Annotated in this window: 15 protein-coding genes; 10 read left to right on the top strand and 5 right to left on the bottom strand. The window is 67.8% G+C overall.

Translation table 11 applies throughout. The features are described 5' to 3' along the window. Window positions 1-178: 178 nt before the first annotated feature. Together ACFWN1_RS12660 and ACFWN1_RS12665 are read right to left on the bottom strand one after the other, a co-directional pair. Entirely contained in the window at window positions 179-793 is a 615-nt protein-coding gene (locus ACFWN1_RS12660; RefSeq protein WP_384360465.1) for a response regulator transcription factor, read from the bottom strand. A gap of 653 nt (window positions 794-1,446) precedes the next feature. Further along, window positions 1,447-1,833: a hypothetical protein gene (locus ACFWN1_RS12665; protein ID WP_384360467.1), complete on the bottom strand. Its 387-nt coding sequence runs from the start codon at window positions 1,831-1,833 to the stop codon at window positions 1,447-1,449. A 268-nt stretch (window positions 1,834-2,101) separates the two neighbouring features. Between ACFWN1_RS12665 and ACFWN1_RS12670 the strand changes: the two genes are divergently transcribed. The 3 genes from ACFWN1_RS12670 (at window position 2,102) to ACFWN1_RS12680 (ending at window position 3,564) form a co-directional block, all read left to right on the top strand. Next, window positions 2,102-2,284: a hypothetical protein gene (locus ACFWN1_RS12670; RefSeq protein WP_384360469.1), complete on the top strand. Its 183-nt coding sequence runs from the start codon at window positions 2,102-2,104 to the stop codon at window positions 2,282-2,284. Window positions 2,285-2,286: 2 nt separating this feature from the next. Continuing rightward, on the top strand, window positions 2,287-2,463 hold the full coding sequence (locus ACFWN1_RS12675) for a hypothetical protein (RefSeq protein ID WP_384360471.1): 177 nt from the start codon (window positions 2,287-2,289) through the stop codon (window positions 2,461-2,463). Window positions 2,464-2,541: 78 nt separating this feature from the next. Next, a complete protein-coding gene (locus ACFWN1_RS12680) occupies window positions 2,542-3,564 on the top strand; it encodes a GlxA family transcriptional regulator (protein ID WP_384360473.1) in 1,023 nt (340 codons plus the stop codon). 340 nt (window positions 3,565-3,904) lie between these two features. On the opposite strand, the gene ACFWN1_RS12685 is transcribed toward ACFWN1_RS12680, so the two are convergent. Then, a complete protein-coding gene (locus ACFWN1_RS12685; RefSeq protein ID WP_384360475.1) occupies window positions 3,905-4,603 on the bottom strand; it encodes a DUF5324 family protein in 699 nt (232 codons plus the stop codon). Window positions 4,604-4,879: 276 nt separating this feature from the next. On the opposite strand from ACFWN1_RS12685, the gene ACFWN1_RS12690 reads away from it, so the two are divergent. Both ACFWN1_RS12690 and ACFWN1_RS12695 read left to right on the top strand, forming a co-directional pair. Beyond that, window positions 4,880-5,410 carry a peptidylprolyl isomerase gene (locus tag ACFWN1_RS12690; RefSeq protein WP_384360477.1) on the top strand — a complete coding sequence of 177 codons (531 nt, stop codon included), beginning with the start codon at window positions 4,880-4,882 and terminating at the stop codon, window positions 5,408-5,410. 174 nt (window positions 5,411-5,584) lie between these two features. After that, the gene (locus ACFWN1_RS12695) at window positions 5,585-6,493 is read left to right on the top strand and encodes a rhomboid family intramembrane serine protease (RefSeq protein ID WP_384360479.1); all 909 of its coding nucleotides are present in this window, start codon (window positions 5,585-5,587) and stop codon (window positions 6,491-6,493) included. 272 nt (window positions 6,494-6,765) lie between these two features. On the opposite strand, the gene crgA is transcribed toward ACFWN1_RS12695, so the two are convergent. Continuing rightward, window positions 6,766-7,020, bottom strand: coding sequence for a cell division protein CrgA (crgA, locus tag ACFWN1_RS12700; RefSeq protein WP_030805947.1), 255 nt, complete (start codon window positions 7,018-7,020; stop codon window positions 6,766-6,768). Between the two features lie 152 nt (window positions 7,021-7,172). On the opposite strand from crgA, the gene ACFWN1_RS12705 reads away from it, so the two are divergent. The 5 genes from ACFWN1_RS12705 (at window position 7,173) to ACFWN1_RS12725 (ending at window position 10,887) form a co-directional block, all read left to right on the top strand. Further along, window positions 7,173-7,961 carry a DUF881 domain-containing protein gene (locus tag ACFWN1_RS12705; protein WP_384360481.1) on the top strand — a complete coding sequence of 263 codons (789 nt, stop codon included), beginning with the start codon at window positions 7,173-7,175 and terminating at the stop codon, window positions 7,959-7,961. A 211-nt stretch (window positions 7,962-8,172) separates the two neighbouring features. After that, window positions 8,173-8,334, top strand: coding sequence for a hypothetical protein (locus ACFWN1_RS12710; protein ID WP_361656501.1), 162 nt, complete (start codon window positions 8,173-8,175; stop codon window positions 8,332-8,334). Then, the gene (locus ACFWN1_RS12715; RefSeq protein ID WP_384360483.1) at window positions 8,331-8,972 is read left to right on the top strand and encodes an aminodeoxychorismate/anthranilate synthase component II; all 642 of its coding nucleotides are present in this window, start codon (window positions 8,331-8,333) and stop codon (window positions 8,970-8,972) included. Before ACFWN1_RS12710 ends, ACFWN1_RS12715 begins: the two co-directional genes overlap by 4 nt. Continuing rightward, window positions 8,969-10,093, top strand: a complete 1,125-nt coding sequence (locus ACFWN1_RS12720) for a class E sortase (protein ID WP_384360485.1) — start codon at window positions 8,969-8,971, stop codon at window positions 10,091-10,093. Before ACFWN1_RS12715 ends, ACFWN1_RS12720 begins: the two co-directional genes overlap by 4 nt. A 32-nt stretch (window positions 10,094-10,125) precedes the next feature. Then, window positions 10,126-10,887: a class E sortase gene (locus ACFWN1_RS12725; protein WP_384360487.1), complete on the top strand. Its 762-nt coding sequence runs from the start codon at window positions 10,126-10,128 to the stop codon at window positions 10,885-10,887. On the opposite strand, the gene ACFWN1_RS12730 is transcribed toward ACFWN1_RS12725, so the two are convergent. Then, window positions 10,888-11,526: a restriction endonuclease gene (locus ACFWN1_RS12730; protein WP_384360489.1), complete on the bottom strand. Its 639-nt coding sequence runs from the start codon at window positions 11,524-11,526 to the stop codon at window positions 10,888-10,890. It lies immediately after the preceding gene. Window positions 11,527-11,690 lie beyond the last annotated feature (164 nt).

Raw genomic sequence — 11,690 nt, forward strand, 5'->3', positions numbered from 1 at the left:
CGAGAAGGCTTCCGCCGGCAACTCCCGCCGACCCCAGGCCCAGAGCCGTACGCCGTGCCACGTTGCGCTCGTTCGCGCTCTTCCTGTGAGCGTTTTGCTTGCTCACCAAAATTCCTGCTGGAGACGTTTTCGCGAGAGCTTTTCCAGCTCGACACCACCATACTGACACGCATGTTCTCTACAGCAGTCCTGTCCTGATCCCGACCGCCACGGCATGCGTTCGGTTGCTTGCGCCGAGTTTTCGAATGATATTCCGGCTCACTCCCTTGATTGTCCGTTGAGAGCAGCAGAATCGTTTGGCGACCAGGGCGGTGTCACTTCCGTCGGCAAAGAGACGTAGTACGGCTTTTTCTCGCTCAGTCAGGGTGGCAGGGCGCTGGGGCGGAGAGTTCCCGTCGGTGCGAGTCGATACGTCCACGGACGCAGAGAGAATCCGCTCATTTCCCGGCTGAGCCAGTCTGATGGCTTGGACAACATCCTCGTAGGAAAAGTGTTCGCGCCAGGAGATATTTGATACCTCGTAGTCCTTCAAACGGTGCAGGTCGTCCTCGCTCGACGACGCAGTTATCAGAACGGAGCGAACTTTCGGTTCCGACTTTCCGTATCGCTCGACAAGACGGATCAAGCTTTCCGAGATTTCATGCACGATGGCGAGAAAGACGTGCCTGTCGGTTGTATGGTCCATCGGGAGGACGCGTAGGTCGCTGTACTGCGAGAGCGCCGAGATGGCTCCGTCTCGCATGAGAGTTTCTTCGGTGTACAGAGAGACCCGGATCTGTGTGACCTCTCTCATTGCTCACCCCTCGTACGTACCGAGTCACGGGAGCGGATGTTCGCTCGTGCTTTTTGAAGCACGACTCTCGGCGATCACAGAAGATGACATGGAGTGGTTTCCTCATGATGCCGAGGCGGTGCGGGCAAGCGTGTTTGGCGCGGATCTATTTGTGTCGGTTGATCTTCCGCCATGCGTGTCCAGGCAGCAAGGACGCGCTTATGACGATCTCGGCCACCGGCACAGGGCCTGTAGGGCCCGCCGGGGCCTCGGGCTCTGGTCGTGGCGTTCGCGGTGCGGAGGGCGGATCGTGCTCTGTGATTGAGCGTGGGCAGAACAGCCCGAGGGAGGCGCGGGCGGTGGGAGGGGACCGCCCGCGGCTCGGGTCCTGAACGCGGAGCATCGTCGAGTGTGGCCTGCGCTTCGCCCTGGGCGGCTGCGGACGCCGGCTACGGGGAGTACGCCGCCTCACGGGCCCTCCGAGCGTGGCCAGCATTTCGAGCGCCGGCCGCGCCCGAGTCCGACCCGGTCAACGACAACGTCCGGGTGAGCCTTCCCCGGACCCGGGCACCGCCGGCCACAACCTTTCGGCCCCCCGTGGTGAGTCCGCTGCTACCCCAGAGGCCCACCGGAGCAGAGTCGGCGCTCCGGTGCGTCGGTCGGAGAGTCTGCGATCACCTCGGCGGCCGCGGCGCGGTCGTACCCGGGCCGGTGCTGTCCTCGGGGGCCGGGCCTGCTACGGCCGGCGCGTCCTCCTCCAGTTCGATCGCCGCCGGACTGCCGGGGATCGCGGCAGCTTCCGTGTCACCGGGTTCGGTGCCTTGGACCCCCGGAGCGGTGCCAGCTGGCGCGGTCGGCGTGCTACCGCCGTCCGTCTCGGGCACCAGCACGTCCGTACCTATCACGATCGTCGAGGGGTCCAGCTTGGGGTCACCCGGCGCAACGTCAGCAGGCTGGGCGGATTCCGCGGATGACGCGTAGGCCAGACCGCCGCCTCCAGCGCCCATCGCGACGAGCACCGCCACCGTTATGCTGACCGTCCTGCGAGACAGCTTCATCATTTCTCACTCCTGCAGATCCAACTGCCGAGAAACGCGGTGCTTCCCGGGGGCCGCCGTCCCGGCGACGACACCCAGCAAAGCGACCACCGCCTATGGCCGATGTCTCGCGAATTCCATACACGTTCCACACACGCCAGGTCCGTCCAGTTGCTCTGGCACCTGGTCGGTGATTGCATGTGGAAAGAAGCTCACGCGTCGAAGCGAGCGCCATCCCCGTCGGCCGGGTGCGGCGGCGGAGCGGGCTGGCGTTCGAGAGGCCTCCGAGACCTTGTTCAACGAGCGCGACTGTGCTGCCGCCGAGCAGTTCCGGTCTCCCGAGTACATTCAGCACAGCGCGCACATCGCGCCCGGCCGATACGGTCTGTTCGATCTGGTCAGATCCGCGTCCGAGGAACTGCGCCGTAAAGTGAACCTCCTCCTGGCCTCCTCGTGGCCGAAGGAGACGCCGTGATAGTGCGTGGACGCTTCTCCGGCAACGATCGGCCGGATGCCTGGATCGCGGCCGGCTTGATCCGCATGCAGAACGGTGCCCTGGCCGAGCGCTGGGACACCATTAGGGAAGCAGTGTCCGAAGCCGACTCCGTGAGCCGCCTTCCCATGTACGGAGGCAGCTTCCCCGAGGAGCGCTGAAGCCGAAGCGGGCGCTGCCGGTTCGTCCGTACCAGAGCGCGGGCTCTCGCCGGCAACGATGCCTGTTCTCGCCGGGCCGTGAGCGAGTTGCTGCGTCCAAAAATCTCCGGGAAAGCCGGTGGTGGCGCGACCATGAAGAGCAGAAGAATCGTATTCGCCATCTTCCCCGGCTTTCAGATGGTCGATCTTGCCGGGCCTCACGAGATATTTGTTCAGTCCATACGGCTCGGTGCTCCTCTGAGTATCGAAACGGTGGCGGCATCCACTGATCCCGTCGAGTCAAGCAGCGGTCTGATCGTGCTCCCGAGCAAAACAATAGGAGAGATCGACGGGGACATAGACACGCTCATCGCTGTCGGGGGTGACGGAGTGTACGCGGTGTGTGAGGACAGAGAGTATGTGGACTGGTTCTCGCATGAGGCGAAGCGTTCCCGGCGTGTTGTCTCCGTCTGTAGCGGCGCGTTTCTGCTGGGTGCAGCCGGATGTCTGGACGGGAAAAGGGCAGTGACGCACTGGGCGTTCAGCTCTCTCCTCAAAGAGAAGTACCCCTCAGTCATAGTGGACCCTGATCCGATCTACATCAAAGACGGCAACGTCTGGACCTCGGCCGGCATCACAGCCGGAATGGATCTGGCGCTCGGCATGCTGGAAGAGGATTTCGGTGGGCACATCGCGAGAGCTGTGGCTCGCATCATGGTGATGTTTGTCCAACGTCCTGCGGCGCAGCCACAGTTCAGCGTGCAACTGGAAGCTCAAAAGCCTCACCGAGAACCGATCCGGGAGGCAGTCGAGTGGATCAGCCAGAATCCGACGGGTGACTTGAGCGTCCGCGCCATGGCGTCCAGGGCCGCAATGAGTGACAGGAATTTCACTCGCGTGTTCCGCGCCGAAACGGGCCTCACTCCGGCGAAATACGTCGAGTTGACTCGCGTCGAGGCCGCGAAGAGCATACTGGCCAGCACCACGGTCACGGTGGACGAAGTGGCGAGATCCTGTGGCTTCAGTACAGCCGAGACCTTCCACAGGAGTTTCCGTAGAATTTCTGGGACGACTCCTGGGGAATTTCGGAACGCGCATCGCCTCCCGCGTTTTCCCACGTGAACTGAGGCGCCATGCGCCCCATTGGTGGCACTGCGGGGGAGGGCCGGCGTGGGGACGTTTCATATGTCCATCTGCGCGGGCGGCGGCCTGGGTGTCGCCGCGGGTGGGCGCCAGTCTCCGACTCCTTGAATGGCGCATGCGAGTCGCAGCCGCGATGCATCTTGAGGGTAGGCCCACCGGTGGGTAGATCGAGTCGGGGCATCGGGATCGGGCAGAAGGCGGCGGGACGGAAAACCCAGGCTCCACACACAAAAACCCCCTCCGAGCTGCTGAAACGCAGTGCGGAGGGGGTTTGTTTCACGTGAAACAGCGTGCGGCGCCCGTGACTTGGGGAGCTACGTCACCGGTTCTCGTCGTCCTCGATGCCGTCCTCGGCCTGCTTCGCCTCAACCTCCGGGTCGAGTGCGGAGGCGCCGGTGCCGTCGACCGAGTGGAGGCGGGCCGCGTCGGGCATCTCTGTGGCGGCCGGCGGCTCGACCAGCCAGTCCGGGTTGGCCTGGCGGTCCCACCACTGCCATACGGCGTAGGCGCCGCCCGCGAGCAGGCTCGCCAGCGCCACGTACTTCAGGGCGCGACCCGTCCGGCCCCGGCGCTCATTGCGGCGGGCGAGCTTCTTGATCTCCTTGGCCGAGACATTGCCCCGCAGCGCGACGAAGGCGGCGGCGCTGCGCGCGGCGGCCTCGTCGTACACCGGGGTGGCGGCGGCCACGGCCTGCTCGATCACGGGGCGGGAGTATTCGGCCGCCTGCTTGGCGGCCTTGCGGGTCAGCTTGGCGGCGTCCTGCGCTGCCTGATCGACCTTCGGCGGCACGTGAGAGAGCGCCCGCTCCACTTGCGGGGCAAGCTTGGCGTCGTACTGCAGACGAGCCTGGTCGGCCGCCTGCGCGACCACGGGCGCCAGCCGCACACGTGCCTCTTGCGTGTAATGCGCGGCGCGCTCCTTGGCCGTGTCGGCGTAAGGCGCCACCACGTCCGCTGCGTGCAGCACGCTGTCCTTGGCCGAACCGGTCGCGGCGCGCACGCTGTCGATGCGGGTCACGGGAACCTCCTCCTCGGTGGCGTACGGTATGTCGACTGTCCACCCTGTTACGGATCATGCCTGCCCGTGTCCCACGCAGCATGCGTGGACGGGCATACGGGTGCCGATCTCTGTCGAAGTCAGGAGATTCCGGGCAACCGGCCCCGCCGACGACACTGCCACGTTTCCCCGTCGGGCGCTGTCCATTCCACGCCGAACTCGCCGTAGTCGGCCCGGCTCCGGGCCACCGGAGCATGCGAGGATCGGAGCGAACGGAAAGACAACGGAAGGCAGATCGTGGCCGAGCAGCTTTACGCCACCCTGAAGACCAACCATGGCGACATCAAGATCCGGCTGTTCCCGAACCACGCTCCGGCCACGGTCAAGAACTTCGTCGAGCTGGCCCAGGGCGAGCGCCGCTGGAAGCACCCGGGCACCGGAGTGGAGAGCACGGACCGGCTCTACGACGGCACCACCTTCCACCGGGTGATCAGCGGCTTCATGCTCCAGGGCGGCGACCCGCTCGGTACCGGTATCGGCGGCCCCGGCTATCAGTTCCCGGACGAGTTCCACCCGGACCTGTCCTTCAACAAGCCCTATCTGCTCGCGATGGCCAACGCCGGGCCGGGCACCAACGGCTCGCAGTTCTTCATCACGGTCTCCCCGACCACCTGGCTCAACCGCAAGCACACCATCTTCGGCGAGGTCGCCGACCCGGCGAGCCAGAAGGTCGTCGACGCCATCGCCGCCGTCCCCACCAGCCGCAACGACCGTCCGGTCGAGGACGTGGTCATCGAGTCCGTCGTGGTGGAGAAGACCGGAAGCTGACCGGGAGTCGGCCGGGAGTCGGCCGGGAGTCGGCCGGGAGCCGGATGCGGCGCCGGTGACTTCCGCCGGGGGAACCAAACGCCCCGCTCGTCCGTAAGGATGAGCGGGGGCGGTGCCGCGCTCCCGGCGTTCGCGGCGGACGACGCGAGGGACACGCGAGAGACAGGGGATCTCATGGACCAGGCCGCAGACGGCGCCCAGGGCGCCCGCGGCGTGCCCGGGTGCTACCGCCATCCGGACCGTGAGACCGGAGTCCGCTGCACCCGCTGCGACCGGCCGATCTGCCCCGCCTGCATGGTCGACGCCTCCGTCGGCTTCCAGTGCCCCGACTGCGTTCGCGGCGGCACCCCTGCCCCCGGCCCGAGCGGCACCGCACCCGCCGCGAGCGGGGACAACCGGCCGCGCACCCTGGCCGGTGGCACGCTCACCCGTGACCCCCGGCTGGTCACCAAGATCCTCATCGGGCTGAACCTGGCCGCCTTCCTGGTCAAGCTCTCCTTGGGCGATGTCTTCACCGACCAGCTCGACCTGATCGGCCGGGCCTACGTCCCCCACCTGGGCGGCGTGCAGGGCATCGCCGAGGGGCAGTACTACCGCCTGCTGACCTCTATGTTCCTGCACGGCGGCTATGTGCACATCCTGTTCAACATGCTCAGCCTGTGGTGGATCGGCGGCCCGCTGGAGGGCGCCCTCGGCCGTGCCCGCTACCTCACGCTGTACCTGGTCTGTGGCCTGGCCGGCGGTGCGCTGACCTATCTGCTGGCCGCGCCCAACCAGCCGTCGCTGGGCGCCTCCGGCGCGATCTTCGGCCTGTTCGGTGCCACTGCGGTCCTGATGCGCCGTCTCCGGTATGAGATGCGGCCGGTCATCGTGCTGTTGGTGGTCAACCTGATCATCACGTTCGGGGTGCCGGGCATCGCCTGGCAGGCGCACATCGGCGGACTGGTCGCCGGAGTCGTCGTGGGGTATGCGATGATCCACGCCCCGCGCGAGCGGCGGGCGTTGATCCAGTACGGCGGGTGTGCCCTGGTGCTGGTCGTGGTGGCCGTTCTCACCCTGGTGAGAACCCTCCAGCTCACCTGAGCCCGATCCGTTGTCCACAGTCTGTGCCCGATCTTGTGCATACCGTGCGGGAACAGCTGTGCCCCCTGTAGCTCGGATGAGAATCCGCAGGTCAGACAGGGGTCGCGGGGTGGAGAACCGGTCGTCGGATGGTGTTGTCGGCGTCAACCGGGGATGAGTTATCCACAGATCGTATTCCTTTTCCCCAGGGGGGTGTGGATACTTCGTTGGCCTGTGGATAACTCAGTGGAGGGCCGTGGGCAGAGGTCTCCGGTACCGGGCTCGGGGCCCGGTCACTTCCACTGGGTGGAGACGCCGAAGCCCGCGGCGATGAAGCCGAAGCCGACCACGATGTTCCAGTTGTCCAGGCTGTCGATCGGCAGCGAGCCGTCGGTCACGTAGAAAACTACGATCCACGCCAGGCCGATGAGGAACATGGCCAGCATGACGGGCGCGACCCAGGCGCTGTTGGTGAGCTTGATGGCCTGCGCCTGCTTGACGGGCGGCGGCGTGTAATCGGCCTTCTTGCGGATACGTGACTTCGGCACGAGGGTCTCTCCTGTCGATGCGCTGCGTGGCCGCGCAGGTGTCTGGGTCGGGGTCGGAGCAGCGTACAAGGGGACGGCAAGGGCGAACGGAGTGCTCCCCCGGGCGTCCGTTAGCGTAGTGCTTCCGCGGCGCCGAAGGAGATAAGGGTACGTTGAGCAATTCTGCCGACTCCCGGGGGACGGGAGCAATGGGTTCCGCTCCGGCCCGCCGCGCGCGCTTCAGGCCGGTACGGATTCTCACCGCCGGAGTCTTCGCCCTGGCCGGCCTCCTCTTCGTCACCAGCTTCAACACCGCCAGGGGCACCGACCTGCGCACCGACACCTCGCTGCTGAAACTGTCGGACCTCATCCAGGAGCGCAGCCGGAAGAACCAGGGTCTGGACGAGTCCAACGCCACACTGCGGCGCGGCGTCGAGTCGCTCGCCGAGGGCGACGACGGCAGCACCCGCGCCCAGGACCGGCGGCTCGGCGGGCTGGAGAAGAGCGCCGGCACCCGGCGGCTCACCGGCGAGGCGGTCACCGTCACGCTGAACGACGCCCCGCCGAACGCCACCGCGAAGCTGCCCGGCTACCCCGCGCCGCAGCCCGACTACCTCGTCATCCACCAGCAGGACCTCCAGGCGGTCGTCAACGCGCTGTGGCACGGCGGCGCCCAGGGCATCAAGGTCATGGACCAGCGGCTGATCTCCACCAGCGCGGTCCGCTGCGTCGGCAACACCCTGATCCTCCAGGGCCGCGTCTACTCGCCCCCGTACAGGATCACCGCCGTGGGCGACCCGGAGCGGCTGAAGCAGGCGCTCGCCGCGAGCAAGGCGATCCAGAACTACATGGTGTACGTCAATGTCTACGGCCTCGGCTGGGACGTCGCCGACGACGGCACCGTGACCCTGCCCGGTTACACCGGCACCGTGGACCTGCACTACGCGACGCCCGTGAAGTAGGCGCCCGTGAAGTAGGCGCCCGTGAGGCGGCCGGGCCTCACCCGCCGACCGCGTGTTCGCGGGGTGAAACACCTCCGCTCGTCATTGAGGTGATCGGCGCCCGGCCCCGTACCTCCGGGTGTGCTCCGGACCGGCCGCCGGCGGACCCGTCGCCGTTAGTCTGGTGCCGTACGGCGTGACTCAGGGGCCGTGGAGGAACGGAAGGGACGGCATGTACGGCTGGATCTGGCGGCATCTGCCGGGCAACGCGCTGGTGAGGGCACTGATCTCGCTGCTGCTTGTCGTGGCCGCGGTCTACGTCCTGTTTCAGTACGTGTTCCCGTGGGCGGAACCGCTGCTGCCCTTCAACGATGTGACGGTGGACAACCAGTGAGCGGCGCCCGGATTCTCGTCGTCGACAACTACGACAGCTTCGTCTTCAACCTCGTCCAGTACCTGTACCAGCTCGGCGCCGAGTGCGAGGTGCTGCGCAACGACGAGGTGACCACCGAGCACGCGCAGGACGGGTTCGACGGCGTCCTGCTGTCGCCCGGCCCCGGCACGCCGGAGCAGGCCGGAGTCTGCGTGGACATGGTCAGGCACTGCGCCGCGACCGGCGTCCCGGTGTTCGGGGTCTGCCTCGGCATGCAGTCCATGCAGGTCGCCTACGGCGGGGTGGTGGACCGGGCGCCCGAGCTGCTGCACGGCAAGACCTCGCCGGTGATCCACGAGGGCCGGGGCGTCTTCGCGGGCCTCCCGACGCCGTTCATCGCCACCCGGTACCACTCGCTGGCCGCCGAGCCGGCCACCGTGCCCGCCGAGCTGGAGGTCACCGCCCGCACCGGGGACGGGATCATCATGGGGCTGCGCCACCGTGAACTCCCGGTCGAGGGCGTGCAGTTCCATCCCGAGTCGGTGCTGACCGAGCACGGCCACCGGATGCTGGCCAACTGGCTGGCTGAGTGCGGCGACGCCGGCGCGGTGGCGAGGTCGGCGGGGCTCGCTCCGGTGGTGGGCAGGGCCACGGCGTGACCACACCGCGCCCGGAGCGGGAGGACGGGTACGGCGGGGTGCCGTACGGGTCCCACGGTCCGGCGTTCGTGGGCGCGGGCGATCCGGGGACGGCACGGATGCCCGCGATGGGCGCGTACGACGGGCCGGGCGCGTACGGCGGGCCGGGCGCGTACGACGGGCGCGACGAGTACACCGACTACGAGGTGATGTCCGAACTCCCCCTCGACGACCGCACGATGGCGCTTCGGGCGCTCGGTGGTCCGGAGGGCGCGTACGGCGTCCTGAGCGCCTCTCAGGGCGTCTCTGGCGCCGGGGGGGCCGCCGGGGGGCGCGCGGCCCGCAGAAAGGCCGCCAAGCGGGGTGGCGGGCGGCATGGCGCGGGAGGCGAGGAGGCGCCGGCCGCCGCGGGGAGCCTGGCGCGGCCCCTGTCACGGGTGGAGGCCAGACAGCGGGCGCGGGCGCGCAAGCCGGGGGCGGCGGTCCTGATCAGCCGGGCGGTCGGCGAAATCTTCATCACCACCGGTGTGGTCATGCTGCTGTTCGTCACCTACCAGCTGTGGTGGACGAACGTGCGGGCGCACGCGGAGGCGGGCAGCGAGACGAGCCAGCTCCAGGACGACTGGGCGAACGGCAAGCGGGCGCCCGGGGCGTTCGAGCCGGGGCAGGGGTTCGCCATCCTGCACATCCCCAAGCTGGACGTGGTGGCGCCGATCGCGGAGGGCGTCAGCAACAAGAACGTGCTCGACAAGGGCATGGTCGGGCACTACGGCGAGGCCCCGCTGAAGACGGCGATGCCCTACGACAAGACCGGCAACTTCGGGCTCGCCGCGCACCGCAACACCCATGGCGAACCGTTCCGTTACATCAACCGGCTGGTGCCGGGCGACGCGGTCGTGGTCGAGACGCAGGACGAGTACTTCGTCTACAAGGTGGCGTCGACGCTGCCGGTGACGCCACCGTCGAACACGAGTGTGCTGAATCCGGTGCCGCCGGGGTCCGGGTTCACCCGGCAGGGGCGGTACATCACCCTGACCACCTGCACGCCCGAGTTCACCAGCAAGTACCGGCTGATCGTCTGGGGCAAGATGGTCGAGGAACGCCCGCGCAGCAAGGGCAAGCCGGACTCGCTCATCCAGTGACGGCGGTTCGCCGACGAACTGAAGAGCCGAACATGGGCAGGGGATCTGTGGCAGCGACCGCCGACGGCACCGAAGAGCACACGGCCGCGTCCGGCACGGGCGGGGGCCCGCCGCGGGGCCAGGGGCCGGTCGCGCGGGCGGTCAGCTTCCTCGGGGAACTCCTCATCACGGCGGGAGTGGTGCTCGGACTGTTCGTCGTCTACTCGCTGTGGTGGACGAACGTCGTCGCCGACCGGCACGCCGACCGGCAGGCCGGCAAGGTCCGCGATCACTGGGCGCGCTCCGACACCGGGCCCGGCGCGCTGGACACCAAGGAGGGCATCGGCTTCCTCCACGTCCCGGCGATGCGCAACGGCACGGTGCTGGTGGAGAAGGGCACCTCCCCGGACGTCCTCGACGAGGGCGTGGCCGGCTACTACACCGACCCGGCCAAGGCCGTGCTCCCGATGACCGGCAAGAAGGGCAACTTCACCCTCGCCGCCCACCGCGACGGCCACGGTGCCAAGTTCCACGACATCGACAAGGTGCACGAGGGCGACCCGGTCGTCTTCGAGACCAAGGACAAGTGGTACGTCTACAAGGTCTACGCGGTGCTCCCCGAGACCTCGAAGTACAACGTCGACGTCCTCGCCCAGATCCCCGAGGAGTCCGGCCGCACCAAGCCGGGCCACTACCTCACCCTGACCACCTGCACCCCGGTCTACACCAGCCGCTACCGGTACGTGGTATGGGCGGAACTGGTCCGCACCGAGAAGGTCGACAGCGACCGGACACCCCCCGCGGAACTCCGCTGATCACTCCGTGGGGCCGCCCCGCCGAGTCTCCAGCCGCCGCAGCCGGGCGTGGTGCGACCGAAGCCGCTGCTCGATCCGCTGCACCCCGTCCCGCAGCGCGACCAGCTCCCCCTGGTGCTCGCCCGAGGCCTCGATCAGCGCGTTGAACATCGGCACGACCGTCCTGCCGAGGAGCTGCGTGATCCGCTCATCGATACGGTCGTCCAGCGCGGGGCCGTCGAGCCGGGCACGCACCGACTGCTCCACATCGAGAAGGTACGTGCGCACCCGCCGGGCGACCTCGCTGTCGCGCAGCAGCATGGCGATGTTGAGGACGGCTCGGCGGGAGTACACCGTGAGGCTGCGACGGGCCTGTGGATAACTTCCCAGCGAGAGTGACACGTTGTCACTCTCGAATCTCCGCAGGTCAGCACCGCGCAGGACGGCCATGCCATTGACGGCGAGTTCCTCCCGATGCCTTCGGGTCAGCTGGCGCACAGCCTCGGTGGTGACCCCGAAGTAGGCCGCCACCATCGCCGTCGTCACATGCAGGCCGTCCGGAAGCAGGGAGAGGGCCTTCACCCGGTCCAGTACCTCGGTGCGGTCCAGCACGCTGGTGCGCAGCGCCCTGGACTCCAGGAGTGCGGTTTCGTCGATCATGCACTGTCAACGGCCCGCGGGCAGATGAGGGCACGATCGGAGAACGGCACAGTCCCCGGCACCAAGTGGGACGCTGTTGGTTTATTCGGGAGCTGGTCCTATTTCGCCCCGTCGAGCTCATGCTCGACGGGGCGAAGTGCTGCGAAGTGGCTGGTGCGGGTGCG

Source organism: Streptomyces sp. NPDC058459 (genome assembly GCF_042721685.1).
Lineage (GTDB): Bacteria > Actinomycetota > Actinomycetes > Streptomycetales > Streptomycetaceae > Streptomyces.